Annotated in this window: 22 protein-coding genes; 14 read left to right on the top strand and 8 right to left on the bottom strand. The window is 55.7% G+C overall.

The window, feature by feature from the left end; translation table 11 throughout:
* Positions 1-12: 12 nt before the first annotated feature.
* On the bottom strand, positions 13-1,389 hold the full coding sequence (locus P6287_RS02750; protein ID WP_192412463.1) for a PLP-dependent aminotransferase family protein: 1,377 nt from the start codon (positions 1,387-1,389) through the stop codon (positions 13-15).
* Between the two features lie 110 nt (positions 1,390-1,499).
* Between P6287_RS02750 and P6287_RS02745 the strand changes: the two genes are divergently transcribed.
* From P6287_RS02745 to P6287_RS02735, 3 genes are all read left to right on the top strand, one after another.
* Entirely contained in the window at positions 1,500-1,979 is a 480-nt protein-coding gene (locus tag P6287_RS02745) for a carboxymuconolactone decarboxylase family protein (RefSeq protein WP_192412464.1), read from the top strand.
* Between the two features lie 95 nt (positions 1,980-2,074).
* The gene (locus tag P6287_RS02740; RefSeq protein WP_101762216.1) at positions 2,075-2,710 is read left to right on the top strand and encodes a hypothetical protein; all 636 of its coding nucleotides are present in this window, start codon (positions 2,075-2,077) and stop codon (positions 2,708-2,710) included.
* A 133-nt stretch (positions 2,711-2,843) separates the two neighbouring features.
* A complete protein-coding gene (locus P6287_RS02735; RefSeq protein WP_110868046.1) occupies positions 2,844-3,521 on the top strand; it encodes a MarC family NAAT transporter in 678 nt (225 codons plus the stop codon).
* A gap of 90 nt (positions 3,522-3,611) precedes the next feature.
* On the opposite strand, the gene P6287_RS02730 is transcribed toward P6287_RS02735, so the two are convergent.
* Genes P6287_RS02730 through P6287_RS02720 form a run of 3 tightly spaced genes read right to left on the bottom strand, consistent with a single transcriptional unit; the run spans position 3,612 to position 7,411 of the window.
* The gene (locus P6287_RS02730) at positions 3,612-4,868 is read right to left on the bottom strand and encodes a cytochrome c (RefSeq protein WP_277974460.1); all 1,257 of its coding nucleotides are present in this window, start codon (positions 4,866-4,868) and stop codon (positions 3,612-3,614) included.
* 4 nt (positions 4,869-4,872) lie between these two features.
* Positions 4,873-6,642 carry a GMC family oxidoreductase gene (locus P6287_RS02725; RefSeq protein ID WP_192412465.1) on the bottom strand — a complete coding sequence of 590 codons (1,770 nt, stop codon included), beginning with the start codon at positions 6,640-6,642 and terminating at the stop codon, positions 4,873-4,875.
* A gap of 37 nt (positions 6,643-6,679) precedes the next feature.
* Positions 6,680-7,411 (bottom strand): gluconate 2-dehydrogenase subunit 3 family protein, encoded by a 732-nt coding sequence (locus P6287_RS02720; RefSeq protein WP_110868049.1) that lies wholly within the window; start codon positions 7,409-7,411, stop codon positions 6,680-6,682.
* A 532-nt stretch (positions 7,412-7,943) separates the two neighbouring features.
* Here P6287_RS02720 and P6287_RS02715 point away from each other — a divergent pair.
* The 3 genes from P6287_RS02715 (at position 7,944) to P6287_RS02705 (ending at position 12,707) form a co-directional block, all read left to right on the top strand.
* Positions 7,944-9,512 carry an ABC transporter substrate-binding protein gene (locus tag P6287_RS02715; protein ID WP_277974459.1) on the top strand — a complete coding sequence of 523 codons (1,569 nt, stop codon included), beginning with the start codon at positions 7,944-7,946 and terminating at the stop codon, positions 9,510-9,512.
* Between the two features lie 334 nt (positions 9,513-9,846).
* Positions 9,847-11,349 carry a helicase HerA-like C-terminal domain-containing protein gene (locus tag P6287_RS02710; RefSeq protein WP_277974458.1) on the top strand — a complete coding sequence of 501 codons (1,503 nt, stop codon included), beginning with the start codon at positions 9,847-9,849 and terminating at the stop codon, positions 11,347-11,349.
* Positions 11,350-11,429: 80 nt separating this feature from the next.
* Entirely contained in the window at positions 11,430-12,707 is a 1,278-nt protein-coding gene (locus P6287_RS02705; protein WP_110868050.1) for a DUF445 domain-containing protein, read from the top strand.
* 32 nt (positions 12,708-12,739) lie between these two features.
* Here P6287_RS02705 and lptG read toward each other — a convergent pair whose 3' ends face one another.
* Both lptG and lptF read right to left on the bottom strand, forming a co-directional pair.
* Positions 12,740-13,816 carry an LPS export ABC transporter permease LptG gene (gene lptG, locus P6287_RS02700; protein ID WP_137385080.1) on the bottom strand — a complete coding sequence of 359 codons (1,077 nt, stop codon included), beginning with the start codon at positions 13,814-13,816 and terminating at the stop codon, positions 12,740-12,742.
* A complete protein-coding gene (gene lptF, locus P6287_RS02695) occupies positions 13,816-14,916 on the bottom strand; it encodes an LPS export ABC transporter permease LptF (RefSeq protein WP_110868051.1) in 1,101 nt (366 codons plus the stop codon). Before lptF ends, lptG begins: the two co-directional genes overlap by 1 nt.
* Positions 14,917-15,185: 269 nt before the next feature.
* On the opposite strand from lptF, the gene pepA reads away from it, so the two are divergent.
* The 4 genes from pepA to P6287_RS02675 all read left to right on the top strand — a co-directional run bounded on the left by pepA (position 15,186) and on the right by P6287_RS02675 (position 20,760).
* The gene (gene pepA, locus P6287_RS02690) at positions 15,186-16,697 is read left to right on the top strand and encodes a leucyl aminopeptidase (RefSeq protein ID WP_101762227.1); all 1,512 of its coding nucleotides are present in this window, start codon (positions 15,186-15,188) and stop codon (positions 16,695-16,697) included.
* A gap of 173 nt (positions 16,698-16,870) precedes the next feature.
* Positions 16,871-17,332 carry a DNA polymerase III subunit chi gene (locus tag P6287_RS02685; protein ID WP_110868052.1) on the top strand — a complete coding sequence of 154 codons (462 nt, stop codon included), beginning with the start codon at positions 16,871-16,873 and terminating at the stop codon, positions 17,330-17,332.
* Positions 17,333-17,334: 2 nt separating this feature from the next.
* A complete protein-coding gene (locus tag P6287_RS02680; RefSeq protein WP_192412475.1) occupies positions 17,335-20,190 on the top strand; it encodes a valine--tRNA ligase in 2,856 nt (951 codons plus the stop codon).
* 66 nt (positions 20,191-20,256) lie between these two features.
* The gene (locus tag P6287_RS02675) at positions 20,257-20,760 is read left to right on the top strand and encodes a GNAT family N-acetyltransferase (protein ID WP_277974901.1); all 504 of its coding nucleotides are present in this window, start codon (positions 20,257-20,259) and stop codon (positions 20,758-20,760) included.
* Positions 20,761-20,930: 170 nt separating this feature from the next.
* Here P6287_RS02675 and miaE read toward each other — a convergent pair whose 3' ends face one another.
* Both miaE and rraB read right to left on the bottom strand, forming a co-directional pair.
* On the bottom strand, positions 20,931-21,692 hold the full coding sequence (gene miaE / locus P6287_RS02670; protein WP_101762230.1) for a tRNA isopentenyl-2-thiomethyl-A-37 hydroxylase MiaE: 762 nt from the start codon (positions 21,690-21,692) through the stop codon (positions 20,931-20,933).
* Between the two features lie 60 nt (positions 21,693-21,752).
* Positions 21,753-22,175 carry a ribonuclease E inhibitor RraB gene (gene rraB, locus P6287_RS02665; RefSeq protein ID WP_008104254.1) on the bottom strand — a complete coding sequence of 141 codons (423 nt, stop codon included), beginning with the start codon at positions 22,173-22,175 and terminating at the stop codon, positions 21,753-21,755.
* Between the two features lie 161 nt (positions 22,176-22,336).
* Between rraB and argF the strand changes: the two genes are divergently transcribed.
* From argF to ridA, 4 genes are all read left to right on the top strand, one after another.
* Positions 22,337-23,344: an ornithine carbamoyltransferase gene (gene argF, locus P6287_RS02660; RefSeq protein WP_137385078.1), complete on the top strand. Its 1,008-nt coding sequence runs from the start codon at positions 22,337-22,339 to the stop codon at positions 23,342-23,344.
* Between the two features lie 244 nt (positions 23,345-23,588).
* The gene (gene pyrB / locus P6287_RS02655) at positions 23,589-24,524 is read left to right on the top strand and encodes an aspartate carbamoyltransferase (protein ID WP_277974457.1); all 936 of its coding nucleotides are present in this window, start codon (positions 23,589-23,591) and stop codon (positions 24,522-24,524) included.
* Positions 24,525-24,534: 10 nt separating this feature from the next.
* Positions 24,535-24,999 carry an aspartate carbamoyltransferase regulatory subunit gene (pyrI, locus tag P6287_RS02650; RefSeq protein WP_007886734.1) on the top strand — a complete coding sequence of 155 codons (465 nt, stop codon included), beginning with the start codon at positions 24,535-24,537 and terminating at the stop codon, positions 24,997-24,999.
* Between the two features lie 78 nt (positions 25,000-25,077).
* Positions 25,078-25,464 carry a 2-iminobutanoate/2-iminopropanoate deaminase gene (gene ridA / locus P6287_RS02645; RefSeq protein ID WP_061718232.1) on the top strand — a complete coding sequence of 129 codons (387 nt, stop codon included), beginning with the start codon at positions 25,078-25,080 and terminating at the stop codon, positions 25,462-25,464.
* Positions 25,465-25,504 lie beyond the last annotated feature (40 nt).

The following is a 25,504-nucleotide window of genomic DNA, read 5'->3' as shown; positions in this document are numbered from 1 at the left end:
CGCGCCTTTTCTTTAGTCCAGTAACGCTCGCGTCTCCAGCACCGTTCTCTGCAACAACTCCCGCGCCTGGTCCAGCGACCGAATGTTGGTATAGCCAATCACCAAGCCATAGCGTTTCTGTGTCTGCATATACCAGCCAGAAAGCGGCAATACGCGCAGCTGATGCCGCTGCCAAATCTCCGCCAGCGCCGTGTCCTGCGTGCCGCGCGGCAGGAAGGCGACAATGTGCATGCCGCCATCCGTCAGTTCAAAATCAAACACATCCGGGAAACATGCCTGCAAGGCATCCAGCATCATGCGGCGTCGCTGCTGATAAAGCGTGCGCATCTTTTTGATGTGGCGATAGAAATGCCCTTCGCTCAGGAACTGCGCCAGAATCTTTTGCGGCAGCAGCGACATACCGGTTTCAAGAATTTCCCCCAACTCGCTGAAGCGCGCGATGGTCTCTTTCGGCATCACCAGATAACCCACGCGCATCGCCGGCATCATGGTTTTGCTGAAGGTGCCGGTGTAAATCACCCGATCGTGCACATCCAGGCTTTTCAGCGCCGGAATCACTTTGCGCGTGTAGTGAAACTCGCCGTCGTAATCATCTTCAATAATCCAGCTGTCATTGTGCTGTGCCCACTCCAGCAGTTGATGTTTGCGCGGCAGCGATAAGGTTACCGCCAGCGGGCTGTGATGCGTAGGCGTGACGATGGCGAAACGCGCATCGGCGTGATAGCGCAGCAGATAATCCACATCCATGCCTTGCCGATCGACCGGCACGTAATGCAGATTCGGCGCGATGCGCTTCAGCAGTTTTTGCCCGAAGAAATAGCCGGGATCTTCAAACAACACCTTGTCGCTTGGCTGCGCCAGCACCGCCAGAATCAGTCGCAGGTTGGCGCGATAGCCGCTGGTGATGAAAATCTGTTCCGGCTGGCAGTTAAGCCCACGCGAAATATTCAGGTAGCTGGCGATGGCTTCCCGCAGCGGCTGATAACCCATGACCGGCGGCAAAATCATCTCATCGGCGCGCAGGCTGCGCGCCGCTTTGCCGGAAATCAGCAGCCATTTTTTGTGCGGAAACGCATCCAGCGCCGGGATGCCAAGCCGCAGCTCGCCTTTGCTCTCACGCTGGGTTAACGCGCTCACTGGCGGCGCAGGCACTGCCGTTTTCCCGGTTGTTTCCGGCAGAATCAGTTCGGGATTAACGCGCGTGCCCTTCGCGCCCTGACTGACAAAATAGCCTTCGCCGATCAGGATTTCATAAGCGGCTTCCACCGTTTTTCGCGCCACTTGCAACTCACTCGCCAGCGTACGGATCGCCGGTACGCGGTCGCCCGGCTTCAGCTGCCCTGCAAGAATCTGCTGGCGATATCGCGCATAAATCTCTTTATAACCCACGCCATGCCCTACCTGTTTTCACGTTTTTTGACCCTTTTCACTCAGACATGGAAGTTTAAGATGCCCGCATCACCTTCGCATTGAAAAACGACTGACCTGAGGATAAAAACATGACTGCACGCGTTAACCACTTCAAAACCGTACCGACACTGGTCAAAGCCATGTCCGATCTCTCCATGAACGTCAGTAATGTTTCATTAGAAACCTCACTGAAGCATCTGGTCGATCTGCGCGCCTCGCAGCTCAATCAATGCGCGTTCTGCGTCGACATGCATGTGAAAGAGGCCAAACTGCACGGCGAGCGCGAGCTGCGTCTGCATCATGTGGCGATCTGGCGCGAATCCCCGCTGTTCACCGTCAAAGAGAAAGCGGCGCTGGCGCTGACCGAAGCGCTGACGCGTCTGGGCGATCACGGCATCGACGAAGCGCTGTACAGCGAGGTGCGCGCGCACTTCTCCGAAGTGGAGACCAGCGAGCTGACGTTCTGTATCGCGGTGATCAACACCTGGAATCGCCTGATGGTGCTATCGCAGATGACGCCGGGTGCACTGGACAGCGCTTATGGGTTGGATCGTGCTGATTTACGTTAATTTTTACCGCCAGTCGCTCATGCTGCTGGCGGCACCATGTTCATCTGCGCTGCCTGAGGCTATAGTGAGATTTTGCACCACACAGGACAGCGCACATGAAAGGCATCAACATTGCGATTTACTTCGATCCCGACCAGATTCACATCTGCGTTCACCAGCAGGATGACAGCTATCTCAGCCAACACTTTATTTACGACGACAGCGTAATTGAAGAGATCTATCAGTGGCTGGAGCAGTTCACGCCTAATCGCACCCACATTTGCCTGATTGAGCACGATACCGCCGATATCCTTGCCGATGAGTTGGTGGATAACGGTTATCACGTCCATCAGGTGACGCAGCACGATCTCTTGACCTGGTTCGCCAACGAACCGCCTGCCGAACCCGATGGTTCACCGGTGCGCGCGTTGCTGCGTTATCTGGAGAACGAGCAGCCATCCGAATACCAGTCACGCACGCCGCAGATTGAAGCGTTGATGGATCTGCTGGATGAGCTGGACGATCTCGAAGGTGTGGATGAAGTTGAAGATGAAGACAATCTGCCGGATGACGTGCTGCGCCTGATGAAGCAGAAGAAGATCAGTGCGCAAGACGCCGCCCAACGCCTGCTGCCGGATGTGAATGAGCGCATTCGCGAGCATTTAATCAATTATCCCGAACTGATGACGCCTGAGCTGCTGCAGGATTTCTTCCCTGAGCTGATCGAGGCGCTGGATACGCCGAAGCACTAATCAATGAACGCACACACCGTAGCGGCGCGATTTATCGCGCGGTTTTGACCGACTCTCCATCCTCTTAACGCGCAATAAATTGCGCCGCTACGAGCCGTGCGATTATCGAATAATTTTTCAAATGGGACATTTCATGCTGGAGTTGTTTAAAGCCATCGGGCTGGGATTGGTGGTGATTTTGCCGCTCGCCAATCCGCTGACCACGGTGGCGCTGTTTCTCGGCCTGGCCGGAGAGATGAATTTCCAGGAACGTAATCGCCAGGCGATGCAGGCCTCGATCTACGTGTTCCTGATCATGATGGTGGCGTGGTATGCCGGCAGCGCGGTGTTGCACACCTTTGGCATCTCCATTCCCGGCCTGCGCATGGCGGGCGGATTGATTGTGGCGTTTATCGGTTTTCGCATGCTATTTCCGGCGAAACCGGTCGGGCATTCGGTCGAAGCCGAGCACAAGCAGGATGAACTGGACGCGACCGACAGCAACCGTGAAACCGTCAACATCGCGTTTGTGCCGCTGGCGATGCCGAGCACCGCGGGGCCGGGCACCATTGCGATGATCATCAGTTCCGCGTCGACGGTTAAATCGGGCGTAGATTTCCCGGCATGGGTGGTTGCCGTCGCGCCGGTGCTGACGTTTTTGGCCGTGTCGGTGATTTTGTGGATTTCGCTGCGCAGTTCGGGCGCCATCATGAAGCTGGTTGGTAAAGGTGGCATCGAAGCGATTTCACGTCTGATGGGCTTTTTGTTGGTGTGTATGGGCGTGCAGTTCGTGATTAACGGCGTGTTAGAAGTGATTCACAATTATCATTGAGACCACGTTAAAAGACGCGCAATGAATTGCGCCGCTACGGTATTTGCGCCTATCCGTAGCGGCGCGGTTTATCGCACAGTTTTAAGCGATTTACTCGCCTTTCAACGTTTTACGCACTTCTGCTACCTGATCTTTCGTCACCGCTGGCGCACTGTTGCTCCAGCCCTGACGAATGAAGGTCGCCAGTTTAGCCACTTGATCATCATCCAGACGCTTAGCAAAACCCGGCATCGCCAGCGTTGATGGTGCTTTCTCGGTGGATGGCTGCTGCGCACCGGCCAGAATGGTGTGGATTAAACCACCTGGATCCCTGGCATTGACGATGGTCGCCTGATCCAGCTCCGGGAAGATCCCCGGCGCACCTTTACCGGTGACAAAGTGGCAGGCGCCGCAGTTGTCGATATACAGACGCTCACCTTCCGACAAGCCTTTCGCAGCGGTCAGTTTCGCTTCCGTCGCCTGCTGTTTCTTCACGTCATACGCCTGCAGCGCCGGGTTGCCGCCAAGGAACTTCAGATAGGAGGCAATCGCTTTCAAGTCGGCATCTGTCATGTGCGAGCTCGAGTGCTCAATCACTGACTTCATCTCACCGCCCACCGCCGCTTTATCGTTACGACCAGTTTGCAGGTAATCGACAATCTCCTGCTCGCTCCAGCGCGGCAGACCGCGCAGTGACGGCACATCCCAGCTGTTCAGGCTGCCACCGGCAAGGAACTGATCGTCGCCGCTATCCAGCGCTTTCTCATTCATGCCGAGGCCGCGTGGCGTATGGCAGCTGCCGCAGTGCCCCAGGCTTTCGACGATGTAAGCACCGCGATTAACCTCTTCTGACGCGCCGCCAATCGGCTGGAATGGCTTGTCAGAGGTAAACGCCCAGTTCCAGAAGCGCATGCCCCAACGCTGGCTGAACGGGAAGCTCAGATCGGTTTCCGGCGGCTGCTCGCTGCTCGGCTTCACGCCTTCCATGAAGTAGACGTAAAGCGCGTGCATATCGGCATCGGAGATTTTGGCGTAATCCGGATACGGCATCGCTGGATAGAGACGCGAGCCGTTCGGCAACACGCCTTTGCGCACCGCATCCGAGAACTGCTGCTCGCTGTAGTTGCCGATGCCGTGCTCTTTGTCCGGCGTGATGTTGGTGGAGTAAATGGTGCCGAGATTCGACTCAATCGCCAAACCACCAGCGTAATCCCCTTTGCCGGAAACGGTATGGCACGCCATACAGTCGCCGAGACGCGACAGGTATTCACCCTGCTTGATCAATTGAGCTTCATCTTCCGCGTGTGCCTGCAGTGCAAAGCTGCCCAGCAGCACGGCGTTGGCGATTAACAATGATTTTAATTTCATGCGCTTATGCCTGTACCAGTGGACCGGGATTTTTCAGATAATGTTCTTTAATGGCTTGTGCCGCCATCAAGGTGATCGCGCCGATGGTATCGGTCGGGTTCGCCTGGAAGTTTTGCGGGAAGGCGTTGCCGCCCGGTACAAACACGTTATGAACATCCCAGCTCTGCAGGTACTTGTTCAGTGCAGAAGTTTTCGGGTTATCGCCCATCACCGCGCCGCCCACGTTGTGGGTCGAAACGTATTTGGTGAGGTCAAAGTCCGCGCCCATTGGCAGGAAGCTCATGCTCATGCTGTCTGGGTTCAGCTCTTTGGCGATGTTGCCGACGATGCCTTTCAGGTGCTGTTGCAGCTTCAGTTCATTCTCTTTCCAGTTGAACGTCATGCGCAGCAACGGCTGACCGCGATGGTCGGTGTAATTCGGATCCAGATCCAGATAGATATCGCGATACGACTGGCAGGTAGTGGTGATGCTGATCTTCATGGAGTGGTTGTACCACTCCTCCAGACCTTCTTTGTAACCCATGCCCCACGATGGTGTGCCTTTCGGCAGCGCAGCAGCCATTGGCGTGCCGGTGGCTTGCGAGCTGTGGATCTTGGCGCCGCCAAGGAAGCCAAGGCCCGGACCATCGAAGTTGCCTGGTGAGATGTCGTTGAACATCTGGCCGGTGGCGCCGGCGGTGGCGTAAGAGTTGAAGTTTTTGTCTTTGAAGAACAGGGTTGCGCCGCCGTTTGACAGGAACGCATAGTTACGCCCCACCACACCTTCTTCGGTGATTGGGTTATACGGCTTGCCGATACCGGAGAGCAGCATCAGGCGTACGTTATAAAGCTGGAAGCTGGAGAGCACCACGATCTTCGCCGGCTGGAACACTTCGTTGCCGTTCACATCGTAGTAAATCACGCCCTTGGCAGTTTTCTGGTCGTCATGCAGTACCACTTTCACCACTTCCGCATGCACTTCGTATGAGAAGTTCGGCATACGTTTCAACGCATCCATCACCGCCGTTTGTGGTGAGGCTTTTGAGTAGTTGAGGCACGGATATTTCGAGCAGTAGCCGCAGTAGTTACACGGCGCGATCTGGTTGCCGTACGGGTTTTTCCACGCGCGTGATACGCACGCAGAGGGGTTCGGGAACGGATGGTAGCCGAGTTTGGTGGCCGCCTCTTTGAACATCACGTTGTTCAGCGTATCTTCCAGCGCAGGCAACGGATAAGGTTCAGAACGCGGACCTTCAAACGGATCGCCGCCCGGCAAAATCTGGCCGCGCAGGTTACCGGTGGTGCCGGATTGACCGCAGATCAGCTCAAACTTGTAGTAATACGGCTCGATCTCTTCCCAGGTGAACGGGAAGTCCATCACGCGCATATCTTCCTGCAGGATGCCCGGCTTGTAGGCCTCATCGACGTAGGTTTTCAGCTTCAGGTCGGTTGGGGTTGGACGAATCAGCACCGCCGTCCAGTGCATGCCCGCGCCGCCCACGCCGGTTCCCGGCGCAAACGCGCCCCATTTACGGGTCGGCAACGCCGTCTGGCTGCTGTTGTAACGCACCGTGACCGCCACTTCTTTTGGCGTAGCGAACACTTTGTTACGCACGTTGTAGGCGTATTCATCAGCCGGTTTCGGATAAGCGAAATCCGGGTAATCACGCTCGCCACCACGCTCTAATGCGCGCACGTCGAGTCCCGCCATCGCCAGTTCAATACTCATCAACGAGCCGGCCCAGCCGAGGCCGCAAACGACGACGTCGACTTCTTTCTTTGTAATCTGTGCCATGTTAATCCTGTCTCACATACCAAAAACGGGGGTGTGCTTACGCGCTTTCACCCAGGAGGCTGACCGGTCCCAGCGGGTACGGCACGTTGTGCTGCTTAACCCATTCGGTAAAGCTGGCGCGCGCGCCCGGGAAGCCGATGGCGATCCAGGCTTTCATGCCTTTGTTGCCGCCGTACATCGGGTCAGCGAGGTAGCCATGTTTGGTATCTGAGAGCAGTTGGCCGAAGAACTGCGAGGCCTTCAGGTTCTCTTCGCCCAGGGCGGCGAAGTCAATGCCGTCGTTTTTGTTCACTTTGGTGAGCACCGCATCTTTCTCTTCCAGTGACAGCTCATGGAACGGTTTCTGGAAGTTGCTTTGCGTCCACTGATTCACCAGCTTGATACCGGTTTGGTACATCTGCTGTGGCGTGAACGGGATTTGATAACCCATGGTGGCAGGTGCATGCACGTTGAACGGACCCTGCATGTAGATCTCTGCCCCGAACTCTGGGCTGTGCAGTTGCTGATCGATAAAGATCGGCACGTTGGTTTCCAGTGCACCTGGCGCTTTACCTTTGCCGCCGGCTGGAATCAGGCGATCGGTTGCGGCCAGAATAAATTGCCACTCATCGGCACTGAAAAAGATCGGTTTATAGTCGGCGAGCTCGGGTGCTGCCATTTCCGCAGCTTGCGCCGCAGTCAATCCCTTAAATACCAGGTCACTTAATGGCAAAGCCAAAAGCGACCCAAGTAAAAACTTACGTCTGGTGGTCGGTTTATTTAGAAGCATGGCGCGACGACTCTCACTTGCTAAGAAAGATAATTATTTTTGTTAATAGCTTTATAAATCGGTAAATAACCTGGCAATCTTAGGGATATAGGTATTTCAGAATGTAAAAATTCAATTATGGATGTGTTTTGATGAAATTCAGTCATCATGTTGAATTTAGGTTAAGGCTTGGTAAAAGGCTTTCGAGGCGAAAAAACAGGGTTTAACCGTACATTTGATGGGAAAGTGGCACGAATCAGTGGGCATTTGACCAGGGATTATCGCGCAAAGAAATAATCGCAGAAATGAATCAATGAAAAAAAATCATACTTCCATACCAGAGAATTATTCTCATTTATAACATCTTATTTACTTTATTGACCAGCAGATGAACGATCTATTTCGCGGAAATGACAAGTCGCGCACAAAATAAACGCAATAATTCCCCCAGGTAATCAATTGTAATATTCCGGCACAGCTCAGAACAAACCGGCATTTTGCCAAAGCGACGGCAGAGATAGAGTGAATTTATCTATCACTCAGGACAATAATAATGCGCTCACTGATTTTGCTCGTCGCTTTATGGGGCAGCAGTTTTGCACTGCACGCCGCCACACCGAAAGATACCCTTGTCGTCGCCGTCCCGCTCGACGGCATTATTAGCTTCGATCCCGCTGAAAGCTTCGAAACCGTCAGTAACAGCGTGCAGCGCAACATCTACCAAACATTAGTGGAGGCAGATCGTCATGATCCGCAGAAGCTGGCACCGCTGCTGGCCACCCACTGGCAACAGGGCAGCACGCCGCACAGCTTAGTGTTCAACATCAAACCCAACGCACACTTCTCCAGCGGCAATCCGGTGACGGCGCAGGATGTGATCTTCTCACTGACGCGCGCGGTGCAGCTGAACAAAGCGCCCTCTTTCATCCTCGCCGAATTTGGCTGGACCAATGAAAACATCGCCAGCCAGTTCAAAGTGCTGAATGACAATCAGCTGGAGATTCAGTGGCCAGCGCAGATTGGTCAGAACCTGGCGCTGCGCCTGCTGACCGCTCCGGTGGCCTCGGTGGTGGATAGCAAAACCGTGCAGCAACACGTCGCTAATAACGATCTCGGCAACGGCTGGCTGCATACCCATTCCGCCGGCAGCGGCGCATTTATCCTTCAGCAATATGTGCCGCAGCAGGCGCTGGTGCTGAGCGCCAACCAACAAGCGAATCCGCAGCCGAAGCTGAAACGCATTCTGCTGAAAGGCGTGGCGGATGCCAGTGCGCGTCGTCTGCTGATTCAGCAAGGCGATGTTGATGTGGCGTATCAGCTTGGCCCGGATCAGATTGATGCGCTGAAGAGCGACAAGAATCTGCGCATTGAAGCCTTCCCTTCCAGCCTGGTTTACTACCTCGGTTTCAATACCAAAGATAAAGCGCAACCGGCCTTGGGCAATCCGGCGCTGTGGCAAGCCGCGCGCTGGTTGGTGGACTACAACACCCTCTCGAAGGATTTGCTGAAAGGTCAGTACCGCATTCATCAGAGCTTCCTGCCGCAGGGTTTTGACGGCGCGCTGGACGATCGGCCGTTCCACTACGATGTGGCGAAAGCCAAAGAGATTTTAGCCAAAGGCGGCATCAAGCCGGGGACGAAGTTTGCGCTGACGGTGATCAATCAGCCGCCCTACATTGACGTGGCGCAGGCGCTTCAGGCCAGCTTCGCCCAAGCGGATGTGCAGATTGAGTTGCAGCCGGTGGCGGAATCGGAGCTGTGGAGCAAAATGCGCGGTCGCGATTTTCAGTCGATCTTCATTTACTGGGGCGCAGACTATGTCGATCCAAACACCAACGCCAGCGCCTTTGCCTATAACGTGCCGGGCGGTTCCAAAACCCTGGCGTGGCGCGTCGGCTGGGATATTCCGGATCTGAGTGCGAAAACCCGCGCAGCGGCCGGTGAAAGCGATGCGGTTAAGCGCCGTGCGCTCTATACCGATTTGCAGAAAACCGTGCAGCAGAACTCACCGTTCGTGGTGACGCTGCAGGGCGCGCAGCAGGTTGCGGTGCGGAATAACGTGAATCATGTGCAGCAAGGGATTGGTGTGAGTTTGCTGTTTTTTGATACGGTGCAGAAATAGTTTTGGATTGTGCTCGCTTTCCCCCTCCTCGGTCCTCCCACCAAAATTGTGCTCGCTTTCCCCCTCCTCGGTCCTCCCCCATAAATGGGGGAGGAAGATGCTGCCATATGTTCGTTCAGAAGCTGCATGTGGCAGCATCTCCTTCCCCCGTTTACGGGGGAAGGCCGGGATGGGGGGCAGCGCGCACCTAATCTCCTTCCCCCGTTTACGGGGGAAGGCCGGGATGGGGGACAGCAGGCACATAATTACGCCTTTTTCGGCACAATCCTCCTCCCTCCTCGCGCGCCGCTTGCTATCCTTCTGGCATAACCTATTGCCTGAGAGCGAAAAAATCATGACCACTCCGTTACTGATTGCCCAAACGCCTGACGTTCAACTGCATCTTCTCTCCAACATGGCGAACCGCCACGGTTTGATCACCGGCGCTACCGGCACCGGCAAAACCGTTACGCTGCAAAAGCTGGCGGAATCCTTCTCCGATATCGGCGTGCCGGTGTTTATGGCCGATGTGAAAGGCGATCTCACCGGCATTTCCGCCGCAGGCGAAGGATCCGAGAAGCTGCTGGCGCGCCTGGCGAAGATTGGCGTCAGCGACTGGCAGGCGCAGAAAAATCCGGTGATGGTGTGGGATATTTTTGGTCAGCAAGGCCATCCGGTGCGCGCCACGGTATCCGATCTCGGCCCGCTGCTGCTGGCGCGGCTGCTCAACCTTAACGACGTGCAATCGGGCGTGCTGCAAATCATCTTCCGCATCGCCGACGATCAGGGCTTGTTGCTGCTGGATTTCAAAGATCTGCGCGCCATGACGCAATACATCGGCGACAACGCCAAAGCCTTCCAGACGCAATACGGCAACATCAACAGCGCGTCCGTTGGGGCGATTCAGCGCGGATTACTGGCGCTGGAGCAGCAAGGTGCCGAGCACTTCTTTGGCGAGCCGATGCTGGATATCCGCGACTGGATGCGCTGCGATAGCAACGGCAAAGGCTTTATCAACATCCTCTCGGCAGAAAAGCTTTATCAAATGCCGAAACTCTACGCCACCAGCCTGCTGTGGCTGCTGGCCGAGCTGTATGAGCACTTGCCCGAAGCCGGCGATCTCGATAAGCCGAAAATGGTGTTTTTCTTCGACGAAGCGCATCTGCTGTTTACCGACGCGCCGCCGGTGCTGCTGGAGAAAGTTGAGCAGGTGATTCGCCTGATCCGTTCGAAAAGCGTTGGCGTCTATTTCGTTACGCAGAATCCCGCCGATATTCCCGATAACGTGCTGGGCCAGCTCGGCAACCGCGTGCAGCATGCGTTGCGCGCCTTTACCCCGAAAGATCAGAAAGCGGTAAAAAGTGCCGCCGAAACCATGCGCGCCAATCCGGCGTTTGATACCGTCGAGGCGATTCAGGCGCTCGGCACCGGCGAAGCGCTGATCTCCTTCCTCGATGAAAAAGGCAGTCCATCGATGGTGCAGCGGGCGATGGTGATTGCGCCCGGATCGCGCATGGGGCCGGTTACGCAGGATGAACGCAATGGCCTGATCAACAATTCGCCGCTGTACGGTAAATACGATAGCGAAGTCGATCGCGAGTCGGCGTTCGAAATGCTGCAAAAAGGCGTGCAGGCCACCACGCAGCAAGCCAATGCGCCGGAAGCCAAAGGCAACAAGGTCGCCGTTGATGACGGTATTCTCGGCGGTCTGAAGGACATTCTGTTCGGCACCACTGGCCCACGCGGCGGCAAGCGCGACGGCGTGGTGCAGAGCGTGGCGAAGAGTGCCGCGCGCCAGGTCACCAATCAGATCATTCGAGGTGTATTAGGAAGCCTTCTTGGCGGCCGCCGTCGCTAATACCCGGCATACTTCAAGCCGCAGGTGCGTTAGCTGTATGTCTTCCTGCAACTCGAATTGTTTAGGGTATTTAAAGAACTATGGATAAATTCCAACAACTCAAACGCAGCAAACGTCTGGCGCTGTCGCTGCTGCTGATTGCGGCAGCCACCTTTATTGTGACGCTGTTTCTGCCAGCCAACTTTTGGGTGCTTGGGCTGAAGGCAATCGCAGAAGCGGCGATGGTCGGCGCATTAGCCGACTGGTTCGCCGTGGTGGCGCTGTTCCGGCGCGTGCCGGTGCCGTTTATCTCACGTCATACAGCGATTATTCCGCGCAATAAAGATCGCATTGGCGAAAATCTCGGTCGCTTCGTGCAGGAGAAATTCCTCGATACCGATTCGCTGCTGGCGCTGATTCGCCGCCATGATCCGTCGCAGATGCTGGCGCAGTGGCTGAACACGCCGGGCAACGCCGATCGTATTGGTCGCCATCTGTTACAGGTGATGCGCGGTTTTCTCGATCTCACCGATGATCAACGCATTCAACGCTTTCTGCGCCGTGCGGTGCATCGCGCGCTGGATAAGGTCGATCTCACCCAATCCAGTGCGCTGCTGCTGGATAGCCTGACGAAAAATAATCGCCATCAGGAGCTGCTGGATGCGGCGGTACAACAGCTGCTGCGCTTGCTGCACAAGCCCGGTACGCGCGAGTTTATCGCCGCGCAGATTGTGCGCTGGCTCAAGCGCGAACATCCGATCAAAGCCAAAATGCTGCCAACCGAATGGCTGGGCGAACACAGCGCCGATTTGGTTGCGAATGCGGTGGATTCGATACTCGATCAGGTCGCGCTCGATCAGGGGCATGAGTTGCGCCTGGGCTTCGACCGCGCGGTGCAGCGGCTGATTGAGCGGCTGAAAAGCGATCCCGAAATGGCGGAACGTGCTGAAAACATCAAGAGCTGGCTGAAGGAAGATGAGACGTTCAATCGCTACATTGGCGAGCTGTGGCAGGATTTACGGGGCTGGCTGAAAGACGATCTAAATAGTGAGGATTCACGGGTGCAGGAGCGCGTCAGACTGGCCGCGCTGTGGCTGGGTGAGACGCTGGCGGCTGACGAAGCGCTGCGCGCCTCGATGAATCAGCATCTGGAAGATGCCGCACGCAGCATAGCGCCTGAGTTTGCTGCCTTCCTGACGCGCCATATTAGCGATACGGTGAAAAGCTGGGATGCGCGCGATATGTCGCAGCAAATTGAGCTGAATATCGGCCGCGACCTGCAGTTTATCCGCATTAACGGCACGCTGGTTGGCGGAACGATTGGGCTGATTTTGTATGTGTTGTCGCAGGTGCCGGGTTGGATCGAGCGTATTCAGTAAAAAGGTCGCCATGAATGGCGACCTTACAAGGCTTAGCGGCGTTTCATCAGCAGGAACAAGCTGATGGCGAAGAATGCACCGCTCGGCAGAATCGCACCCAGAATCGGCGGCAAACCGTATACCAGGCTTAGCGGGCCAAAAATCTGGTCCAAAACGTAGAACAGGAAGCCAAAGCTAATCCCCGTCACCACGCGCACGCCCATAGATACGCTTCGCAGCGGACCAAAGATAAACGACAGCGCCATCAGCATCATCACCGCCACAGAGAGCGGCTGGAAGATTTTGCTCCACATATTCAGCTGGTAGCGCCCGGCAACCTGGCCGCTCTGCTTGAGGTATTTGCTGTAGTTATACAGGCCGGTGATCGAGAGCGCGTCCGGGTCCAGCGCCACTACGCCGAGCTTGTCAGGCGTCAGGTTGGTTTTCCATTCGCCACTCAGGCTTTGCGAGCCGGTAATTTGTTTGGCATCTTGCAGATCCGATTCATCGACCTGCGACAGCGCCCAGACCTTTTTATCCGCATTCCAGGCGGCACTCGCCGCATAGCGTACGCTGAGTAAACGGCGCTGATCGCTGAACTTGTAGATGCTGACGCCATCAATCTCGTTATCGCCTTTGATGCGCTCGATGTAGATGAAGTCGTTGCCGTCTTTCGCCCACAGTCCGTTTTGCGTCGAAACCAGCGAGCCACCGTACAGCTGCTGCGCACGGTAGTTACGCGCCATCTGTTCACCCTGCGGTGCAACGAATTCGCCCACCGCCATGGTCAACAGCACCAGCGGAATCGCGGTTTTCATTACTGCCAGCGCCACCTGCATGCGGGTAAAGCCCGATGCCTGCATCACCACCAGTTCACTACGCTGCGCCAGCGTGCCCAAACCGAGCAGTGCGCCCAGTAGCGCCGCCATCGGGAAGAAGATTTCGATATCTTTCGGTACGCTGAGCAGCGTGTAATAACCGGCGTCCAGCGCGGTATAAGCGCCCTGCCCGGTTTTCCGCAGCTGATCGACGAACTTAATAATGCCCGACAGCGACACCAGCATGAACAGCGTCAGCATGATGGTGTTAAAGATGGTTTTGCCGATATAGCGGTCAAGAACCTTAAACATCAGACCGATCCTCCACGGCTAAAGCGCGCGCGGATGCGACGCATCGGCACGGTATCCCACATGTTCAGCAGCACCGCCAAAGCCAGATAGGAGAAGTTCACCACCCACATCCAGATGGCCGGATCGAAGCGGCCTTTCGCGGCGTTGGAACGCAGAGAACTTTGCAGTAAGAAGAAGATCAGATATAGCAGCATGGCAGGCAGCATCGACAGCACTCGGCCCTGACGCGGGTTCACCACGCTAAGCGGCACCACCATCAACGCCATAACCAATACGGCAAAGATCAGCGTCAAGCGCCAGTGCAACTCCGCCTGGAACTGCGGGGTTTTAGTCTTGAGCAGCGTGCTAATATCCGCCTGATCGGCATCGTTCGGATCGAGCGTAGCTTCTTTGTAGCCTATCACCGCCTGATAGTTGACGAAGTCCGTGATGCGGAAGTCACGCAGCAAGGCGGTGCCTTCAAAACGCGTGCCTTTATCCAGCGTCACCACCTGCGAGCCATCTTTGTGTTGCTCCATGTGGCCGCTATCAGCCAGCACCACCGAGGGACGCGCGTTGCCTTTGGGACGCAGCTGCGCCAGGAACACGTTGCCGAAGGTATTGCCCTTCACATCTTCAACAAACAGCACCGCATTGCCGTCGCTAGAGGTCTGGAACTGCCCAGCCGCCAGCGCCGCCGCGCCTGGGTTTGATTTGGCGTTTTGCGTCACTTCCTGCTGATAACGTGATGACCATGGCCCTAACCAAATGACGTTAACCGCCGCCACAAGCGAGGTGAACAGCATCAGGATCATCGCGGCTTTAATCAGCACACTTTTGCCCAGGCCGCAGGCATGCATCACCGTGATTTCACTTTCGGTGTACAGCCGCCCAAGGGTCATTAAAATCGCCAGAAACAGGCTTAGGGGCAGGATAAGTTGTGCCATTTCAGGCACGCCGAGTCCTAACAATGTCAGAACTAAGTTTGTTGGGATTTCGCCATCCACCGCAGCTCCCAAAATCCGCACTAACTTCTGACAAAAGAAGATCAGCAGCAGGATGAAGAGGATAGCCAGCTGGCTTTTGAGCGTTTCCCGAACCAGATATCTAATGATGATCACGCTTAGTACGCCTGTGATAACTTGTCTTTTTGCAGGAAAATCGCTAGTTTCAACGCTTATCAGCCATTTTTCTTCATCAATGGCCGTCATCGTAGCTAAAATAGTATGACGAACGCGTTAGTGTGGTGAAAAAACAACATACTTGTCACCACCACTCATTATGACTACCGGCGTTGAATTGTCATGGCGTCGCAACGAATTAATGAGTTACGAGCGCGCTACATTCTAACGACAGCCAAGGCCGTTGTCTTTAAGATTCAGGAGAGTGCATGGAGTTCAGTGTAAAAAGCGGTAGCCCGGAAAAACAGCGTAGCGCCTGCATTGTTGTTGGCGTTTTCGAACCGCGCCGTTTGTCACCCATTGCTGAGCAGCTGGATAAAATCAGCGATGGCTACATCAGCGCCCTGCTGCGCCGCGGTGAACTGGAAGGAAAAGTGGGCCAAACGCTGCTGCTGCACCATGTGCCGAATATCCTCTCCGAACGCATCCTGCTGATCGGCTGCGGTAAAGAGCGCGAGCTTGATGAGCGCCAGTATAAGCAGGTCATTCAGAAGACAATCAATACTTTGAACGACACCGGCTCAATGGAAGCGGTGTGCTTCCTGACTGAACTGCACGTCAAAGGTCGCAATACTTACTGGAAAGTGCGTCAGGCGGTCGAAACCTCTAAAGAAGCGCTCTACAACTTTGATCAGCTGAAAAGCAACAAAGTCGAGCCGCGCCGTCCGCTGCGTAAACTGGTGTTCAACGTGCCGACCCGCCGTGAACTTACCAGCGGCGAGCGTGCCATTCAGCACGGTTTGGCCGTAGCTGCCGGTGTTAAAGCCGCCAAAGATCTCAGCAATATGCCGCCAAATATTTGTAACGCCGCGTATCTGGCGTCGCAGGCGCGTCAGCTGGCGGATGCGTACAGCAAAAATGTCACCACCCGCGTCATCGGCGAACAGCAGATGAAAGAGTTGGGGATGAACGCCTATCTGGCGGTTGGCGCAGGTTCGCACAATGAATCGCTGATGTCGGTGATTGAGTACAAAGGCAATCACGATCCAGAAGCGCGCCCCATCGTGCTGGTTGGCAAAGGCTTAACCTTTGATTCCGGCGGTATCTCGATCAAACCGGCCGATTCCATGGATGAGATGAAGTACGACATGTGCGGTGCGGCGTCCGTTTACGGCGTGATGCGCATGGTGGCGGAACTGAATTTACCGCTGAACGTGGTGGGCGTGCTGGTGGGCTGTGAAAACATGCCTGATGGCAAATCGATGCGTCCGGGCGACGTGCTGACCACTATGTCAGGTCAAACCGTTGAAGTGCTGAATACCGATGCCGAAGGCCGTCTGGTGCTATGCGATGCGCTGACCTACGTTGAACGCTTCGAGCCAGAAGTGGTGATTGACGTGGCCACACTGACCGGCGCCTGCGTGATTGCGCTGGGTCATCACGTTAGCGGTTTGATGTCGAACCACAATCCGCTGGCGCACGAGCTGATCAGCGCATCTGAGCAGTCCGGCGACCGCGCCTGGCGTCTGCCGATGGCGGATGAGTATCAGGAGCAGCTGGAATCCAACTTTGCTGATATGGCGAACATTGGCGGCCGTCCTGGCGGTGCGATTACCGCCGCCTGCTTCCTCGCGCGCTTTGCGCGTAAGTTTAACTGGGCGCACCTGGATATCGCCGGTACCGCATGGCGTTCCGGTAAAGCCAAAGGCGCAACCGGCCGTCCGGTACCGCTGCTGTCGCAGTTCCTGCTGAATCGCGCAGGGTTGAACGGCGACGATTGATCTGGTGATGGCTGTCCCCCATCCCGGCCTTCCCCCACAAGTGGGGGAAGGAGACGCTGCTACATGCGAATTCACAACTAACATAGGGCAGCATCTTCCTCCCCCACTTGTGGGGGAGGACCGAGGTGGGGGGACAGCAAGCACCCAGCCCCCCCTCTCATCCAAAGGATCCCATGAAAAACGCCACTTTCTATGTGATGGAGTCTGAGAGCGCCGGTGATGGCCTAACCGCCATCGAAGCGTTGGTGTGCTCTCTTGCCGAAACACGCTGGCGTGACGGCAAACGCATCCTGATTGCCTGTGAAAACGAAGAACAAGCCAATCGGCTGGATGAAGCGCTCTGGCAACTTCCGGCTAACGCCTTTGTGCCGCACAATCTGGCGGGAGAAGGCCCGCGCTACGGCGCTCCGGTTGAGCTGGCCTGGCCACAGCGTCGCGGTAGTTCACCGCGCGATCTGCTGATCAGCCTTCTGCCACAGTTCGCAGATTTTGCTACTGGTTTCCATGAAGTGATAGACTTCGTTCCTTATGAAGAATCCCTAAAACAACTGGCGCGCGATCGCTACAAAGCCTATCGCAGCGTTGGTTTCCAATTGAATACGGCGACGCCACCCTCGCCGCAAACGACAGTGTAGAAATGGAAAAGACATATAACCCGCAAGATATCGAGCAGCCGCTCTACGAGCACTGGGAACAGCAGGGCTACTTTAAACCGAATGGCGATACCAGCCAGGAAAGCTTTTGCATCATGATCCCGCCGCCGAACGTCACCGGCAGCTTGCATATGGGTCACGCTTTCCAGCAGACCATCATGGATACCATGATTCGCTACCAGCGCATGCAGGGTAAAAATACCTTGTGGCAGGCCGGTACCGATCACGCCGGTATCGCTACACAGATGGTGGTAGAACGCAAAATCGCCGCTGAAGAGGGCAAAACGCGCCAGGATTATGGCCGCGATGCATTCATCGACAAAATCTGGCAGTGGAAAGCGGAATCCGGCGGCACCATTACTCGCCAGATGCGTCGTCTCGGCAACTCGGTTGACTGGGAGCGCGAGCGCTTCACCATGGACGAAGGTCTGTCCAACGCCGTGCGCGAAGTGTTTGTCCGCCTGTACAAAGAGAACCTGATTTACCGTGGCAAACGCCTGGTAAACTGGGATCCAAAACTGCGTACCGCAATCTCCGATCTGGAAGTGGAAAACCGCGAGAGCAAAGGCTCGATGTGGCACATCCGCTATCCGCTGGCTGACGGCGTGAAAACCGCTGAAGGTAAAGATTATCTGGTGGTGGCGACCACGCGTCCGGAAACCCTGCTGGGCGATACCGGCGTCGCGGTTAACCCGGAAGATCCGCGTTATAAAGATCTGATCGGCAAAGAGCTGATCCTGCCGCTGGTGAACCGTCGTATTCCGATCGTTGGCGATGAACACGCTGATATGGAAAAAGGCACCGGCTGCGTGAAGATCACGCCTGCGCATGACTTCAACGACTACGAAGTGGGTCGTCGTCATAAGCTGCCGATGATCAACATTCTGACCTTTGATGGCGACATCCGCGAGCGCGCGGAAGTGTTCGATACCAATGGCGAAGTCAGCGATGCGTGCGCGGACGACATCCCGGCACAGTTCCAGAAAATGGAGCGTTTCGCCGCGCGTAAAGCGATGGTTGCCGCCATTGATGAGATTGGCCTGCTGGAAGAGATCAAACCGCACGACCTCACCGTGCCTTACGGCGATCGCGGCGGCGTGGTGATCGAGCCAATGCTGACCGACCAATGGTATGTGCGCACCGCACCGCTGGCGAAAGTCGCGGTTGAAGCGGTAGAAAATGGCGATATCCAGTTCGTGCCGAAGCAGTACGAAAACATGTACTTCTCATGGATGCGTGACATTCAGGATTGGTGCATTTCACGTCAGCTGTGGTGGGGACACCGCATCCCAGCATGGTACGACAACGACGGCAACGTCTATGTTGGCCGCACCGAGGACGAAGTGCGTCAGGAAAACAATCTGGCTGCCGATGTGGCGCTGCGCCAGGATGACGACGTGCTGGATACCTGGTTCTCGTCCGGTCTGTGGACCTTCTCGACGCTGGGCTGGCCGGAGAATACCGAAGCGCTGCGTACCTTCCATCCAACCAGCGTGCTGGTGAGCGGCTTCGACATCATCTTCTTCTGGATTGCGCGCATGATCATGCTGACCATGCACTTTATCAAAGATGAAAACGGCAAGCCGCAGGTGCCGTTCAAAACCGTCTACATGACCGGTTTGATCCGCGATGAAGAAGGCCAGAAGATGTCCAAGTCGAAAGGTAACGTCATCGATCCGCTGGATATGATTGACGGCATTTCGCTGGAAGATCTGCTGGAGAAACGTACCGGCAACATGATGCAGCCGCAGCTGGCTGAGAAGATCCGCAAACGTACCGAAAAGCAGTTCCCGGACGGCATCGTGCCTTCAGGTACCGATGCGCTGCGCTTCACCCTTGCCGCGCTGGCTTCTACCGGTCGTGACATCAACTGGGATATGAAGCGCCTCGAAGGCTACCGCAACTTCTGCAACAAGTTGTGGAACGCCAGCCGCTTCGTGCTGATGAATACCGAAGAGCAGGATTGCGGACAAAATGGCGGCGAAATGAAGCTTTCGCTGGCGGATCGCTGGATTCTGAGCGAGTTCAACCGCAGCGTGAAAGCCTATCGCGAAGCGCTGGATAACTATCGCTTTGATATCGCGGCCAACATTCTGTACGACTTCACCTGGAACCAGTTCTGTGACTGGTATCTGGAGCTGACCAAGCCGGTGATGACCAGCGGTAGCGAAGCGGAACTGCGCGGTACGCGTAATACGCTGGTCACCGTGTTGGAAGCGCTGCTGCGTCTGGCGCACCCGATCATTCCTTACATCACCGAAACCATCTGGCAGCGTGTGAAAGGCCTGAAAAACATCGATCACGATACCATCATGCTGCAGCCGTTCCCGCAGTATGACGCGGCGAAAGAGGATGCCGAAGCGCAAGCCGATATCGAGTGGATGAAGCAGGCGATCGTCGCGGTACGTAATATCCGTGCTGAGATGAACATCGCACCAAGCAAGCCGCTCGACGTGCTGCTGCGTGACTGCTCTGCCGCCGCGCAGCGTCGCATCGAAGAGAACCGCACCTTCCTGTCGCGTCTGGCGCGTCTGGAAAGCCTGACCATTCTGCCTGCAGGCGAGAAAGGCCCGGTTTCGGTCACCAAGATTGTTGAAGGCGCTGAGTTGCTGATTCCGATGGCGGATCTGGTCAACAAAGAAGCCGAGCTGGAGCGTCTGGCGAAAGAGCTGGTGAAACTTGATGTCGAAATCGAGAAGATCCAGACCAAGCTGGCCAATGAAGGCTTTGTCTCACGTGCGCCGGAAGCGGTTGTCGCGAAAGAGCGTGAGCGCGTGGCTGAGCTTGAGCAATCAAAAGCAAAACTGTTTGAACAGCAGGGCGTGATTGCGGCATTGTAAGCGCTTCAGTCCAACTGCTTAATCGAAGCCGGGCACTGCCCGGCTTTTTTATACCGGAAGATAATGATGACCACCGACGCTCCCATCAATTTAAAGGTGCGCCCCATTTCAGCCGCCGATAACCCGCTGATTGCGCAGGTGATCCGTGATGTGTCAGCTGAATTTGGCCTGACGGCGGATAAAGGCTACACCGTGTCCGATCCCCATCTCGATCGCCTGTTCGAACTCTACAGCGAAGCCAACAGCGCTTACTGGATTGTGGAACATGACGGTGTGGTGGTGGGCGGCGGTGGCGTTGCACCGCTGGCCTGTAGCGCGCCGGATATCTGTGAGCTGCAGAAAATGTATTTCCTGCCGCAGGTGCGCGGCTTAGGTCTGGCACGCGATCTGGCGCTGCGCGCCATGGAATTCGCCCGTCAGCAGGGCTTTCAGCGCTGCTATCTGGAAACCACCGGCAGTTTGACGCGTGCGATTAAGTTGTATGAGTCGTTGGGGTTTGAGCTGATTGATAGCGCGATGGGTTGTACCGGGCATGTGGATTGTGAAGTGCGGATGCTGAAGGTGTTGTGATGTGCTGGCTGTGTGTGCTCGCTGTGTGTGCTCGCTGTCCCCCATCCCTGCCTTCCCCCGCAAGCGGGGGAAGGAGATGCTGCCACATGCAGCTTCATCACTGGCATGTGGCAGCATCTTCCTCCCCCATTTATGGGGGAGGACCGAGGAGGGGGACAGCGCGCACAAACCTAAACCGCCGGCACTCCACTATGAAACCGCAGTTCGCCATCCGGCTCGCTGATTAAGCGCGCTTCTGCCTCGCCAAACACCTGCACGCGCGGCGCAATCTCCTTCGGCGAAATCTGCTGCGCCAGCTTCAGGTAATCCTGATAGTGACGCGCTTCCGAGCGCAGCAGCGAAATATAGAACTTCTCCAGTTGCTCATCCAGATACGGCGCCAGGCTGGCGAAACGTTCGCAGGATCGCGCTTCGATGTACGCCCCGCAAATTAGCTTATCCACCAGCGCTTCCGGCTCGTATGTGCGAATCTCGCGAATCAAACCTTTGGCATAGCGGCTGGCAGTGATTTTGCGATACGGCAAACCGCGCGACTGCATGATTTCCCACACCTGATAGAAGTGGTGCAGCTCCTCTTTCACCAGCAGCACCATCATCTCCACCAAATCATCGGCCCACGGCAGCTCGTTGCGCACGATAATGCTTTTGGTCAGATTCTTGTGGGCATTGATAAAGTTGCCGTCCTGCTCGTCGCGGTAGATAAAATCTTCATACGGCTTGAGCCATGCCAGAATGGCATCACCACTTGGCTTATCCGCCACGTATTTACGGATGATGAACACCGCGGTTTGCGCGGCTTTTAATTCACAAACCATGTGATCGGTGAGCAGCAACGTCAGATTTTCCGGCTTGCGTGCTTCATCAATCCACGCTTGTGGCGTGCGGCAATGCAGGAATTGATAGATCGGTTCTAATAGCGGAGCGTAATTCATGGGCAGTCTTTTGTCTTACGGGGAAACGTGTTCAGGGCGGCGAGTGCCGCCCAGTCATGCTTAGTGACGCACACCGTTGTCTTCTTCGTCGTCGATGAACTCGCCATCGTCGTCTTCATCTTCGGCATCAGGATCTTCAAAGTAGGTGCCCCACCCGTCGTAATCGACGTTGTAGCTGCCCGCCAGATTCACCAGCTGCTCAACCTGCGCATCAATCAGCTCTGGCTTCAACGCGCCTTCGCTCAGGATATCCACACACATTACGGTGGTGCCGTCTTCCAGCTCCAGCTCTTCTGGCTCGCTCACTTCGTAGCCCAGCTTGAAGGCATCAACCGCGACCTTCTCCAGCGAGTCGAAGTTGTTGCAGGAGAGATGATGCTCAATAGTGTAAAGCGCATCTGGATCGCTGCCGTCTTCCAGCAACTCTTCAATGATCAGTCGCGTCTCTTCGCGCTGTTCTTCCAGCAATGCTTCATATGCCATGGGTGTGTCCTCAAATATTCGGCTGAATTCAATTATTTTCCCACACTGCCTCGCGCGCCACTACACAAAACAACAAGTTTCTTAGCGCTGGGGTTGAAAATGCATATTCATACGGTTAGATTGAATTTTAATTCATTTAATGTAGGCATCCGGAGCGCTGTATGAGTCAGCTACATCAAAGACATTTCCTGAGATTGCTGGATTTCACCCCAGCCGAAATCGATTCTCTGCTGAGTCTGGCAGGTGAATTAAAACACGCAAAGAAAAATGCCAGCGAAACGCAGTACCTGAAAGGCAAAAACATCGCGCTCATCTTCGAAAAAGACTCGACTCGTACCCGATGCTCTTTCGAAGTTGCCGCTTACGATCAGGGCGCTAACGTCACCTATCTCGGCCCAAGCGGCAGCCAAATCGGCCATAAAGAGTCGATGAAAGACACCGCGCGCGTGCTGGGACGCATGTATGACGGTATTCAGTATCGCGGCTACGGCCAGGAACTGGTGGAAACCTTAGCGGAATTCGCTGGCGTGCCAGTGTGGAACGGCCTGACCACCGAATTCCACCCCACGCAACTGCTGGCCGATCTGCTGACAATGCAGGAGCATCTGCCGGGTAAATCGCTGAATGAAATGACGCTGGTTTACGTCGGCGATGCGCGCAACAACATGGGCAACAGCATGCTGGAAGCCGCTGCGCTGGTCGGCCTCGATCTGCGTCTGGTGGCGCCAAAAGGCTGCTGGCCGGAAGCGGAACTGGTGGAGCAATGCCGCGTGGCCGCACAGCAAACCGGTGGCAAAATCACCCTGACCGAAGATATCGCCGAAGGTGTGCAAGGTGCCGACTTCATCTACACGGATGTGTGGGTGTCGATGGGCGAAGCCAAATCGGTGTGGGAAGATCGCATCGCCCTGCTGCGTCCTTATCAGGTTAATAGCGCGATGCTGGCGCTGACCGGCAATCCGCAGGTGAAGTTCCTGCACTGCTTACCGGCCTTCCATGACGATAAAACCACGCTGGGCCGTCAAATGGCCGAGCAGCACGGTTTGCACGATGGCATGGAAGTGAGTAATGAGGTGTTTGAATCTGCGCACAGCATCGTTTTTGATCAGGCTGAAAACCGCATGCACACCATTAAAGCGGTGATGGTGGCGACGCTCGGCAAGCTATGATTGGTGGCGCCGCAAACGTTTACCTCGCGCGCGATATTTGCTTGATGCAAATCAGTGAATGCGTATAATGCGGCCCAATTTGCCGGAGGAAACATGCAACAGCGCAGCGCACAATTTGACGCTCAACGACGCCTGACAGCGGGCGGCGCATCTGTTTCTTTCCGTCATCAATCGATCGTAAAAAAAGCCCCTTAAGCAGGGGCTTTTTTTTTGTCCGCAATCCGGCAGCGCAGAGGAGAACGCTATGGCCAACCCGCTATATCGCAAGCACATCATTTCCATCAACGATCTCAACCGCGACGAGCTGGAGCTGGTGCTGCATACCGCTGCCCAGCTGAAAGCCAATCCCCAGCCGGAGCTGCTGAAACACAATGTGATCGCCAGCTGCTTCTTTGAGGCTTCAACGCGTACGCGTTTGTCGTTTGAAACCGCGATGCATCGTCTCGGCGCGTCGGTAGTGGGCTTCGCCGACGGTAGCAACACCTCGCTCGGCAAGAAAGGCGAAACCCTCGCCGATACCATTTCGGTGATTGGGACTTACGTTGATGCCATCGTGATGCGTCATCCGCAGGAAGGCGCCGCGCGTCTGGCGACGGAATTCTCCGGCGGCATTCCGATTCTCAACGCCGGTGATGGCGCTAACCAGCATCCAACGCAAACGCTGCTCGATCTCTTCACCATCCGAGAAACGCAAAATCGCCTGGATAACCTGAATGTGGCAATGGTCGGCGACCTGAAATATGGCCGCACCGTGCATTCACTGACGCAGGCGCTGGCGAAGTTTGATGGCAACCGCTTCTTCTTTATCGCGCCGGATGCGCTGGCGATGCCGGCGTACATCACCGATATGCTGGATGAGCAGAACATTGCCTGGTCGCGCCACGACACCATCGAAGAAGTGATGCCAGAACTCGATATTCTGTATATGACGCGCGTGCAGAAAGAGCGCCTCGATCCGTCGGAATACGCCAACGTCAAAGCGCAGTTCATCCTGCGCGCCGCTGATTTAGCCGGTGCGCGCGACAACCTGAAAGTGCTGCATCCGCTGCCGCGTATCGACGAGATCACCACCGACGTGGATAGCACGCCGCACGCCTGGTATTTTCAGCAGGCTGGAAATGGCATCTTCGCTCGCCAGGCGCTGCTGGCGCTGGTACTGAATCGCGAACTGGCACTGTAAGGAGAAAGCGATGACTCACGATAATAAATTGCAGGTTGAAGCCATCAAACGCGGCACGGTGATTGACCATATCCCGGCGCAGGTCGGCTTTAAGTTACTTTCGCTGTTTCGTCTGACCGAAACCGATCAGCGCATCACCATCGGCCTTAACTTGCCGTCGGGCGAGATGGGCCGTAAAGATCTGATCAAGATCGAAAATACCTTCCTGACCGACGATCAGATCAATCAGTTGGCGGTTTATGCGCCGCTCGCCACGGTAAACCGCATTGACGAATACGAAGTGGTGGCGAAGATCGCCCCCACCTTGCCGGATCGTATTGACCGCGTGCTGACCTGCCCGAACAGCAACTGTATCAGCCGTAACGAGCCGGTGTTCACCAGTTTTGCGGTGAAAAAGCGCGAAGATGATGTGCATCTGAAGTGCAAATATTGCGAGAAAGAGTTCGCGCGCCACGTGGTGCTCGGTCACTGGTAATCGCCCGCGTCGTCCCTATAATGGGACGATTCATTTCGCGGCGGACATCGGTCGGCCGCGCACTTTCAAGGAGAAACAATGTCTCGCGAAATCAGTACTTCAAACGCACCCGCAGCGATTGGCCCTTACGTGCAGGGCGTGGATCTCGGCAGCATGATCATCACTTCAGGCCAGATCCCGGTTGATCCGGCCACTGGCGCCGTTGCCGACGATGTTTCCGCGCAGGCACGTCAATCACTGGAAAATGTGAAGGCGATTGTCGAAGCCGCCGGCCTGAAAGTGGGCGATATCGTGAAAACCACCGTGTTTGTGAAGGATTTGAATGACTTCGCCACCGTGAACGCGACTTATGAAGCGTTCTTCACCGAGCACAACGCCAGCTTCCCAGCGCGTTCGTGCGTGGAAGTGGCGCGCCTGCCGAAAGATGTGAAGATTGAGATCGAGGCGATTGCGGTACGTCGTTGATTTGGTTGGTTGGTGCTGGCTGTCCCCCATCCCGGCCTTC

Origin of the sequence: Pantoea sp. X85, from assembly GCF_029623675.1 — a bacterium.
Taxonomy (GTDB): domain Bacteria; phylum Pseudomonadota; class Gammaproteobacteria; order Enterobacterales; family Enterobacteriaceae; genus Pantoea; species Pantoea leporis.
Note: the sequence above shows the minus strand (reverse complement) of the source record. Positions and strands in the feature narration are given on the sequence as shown.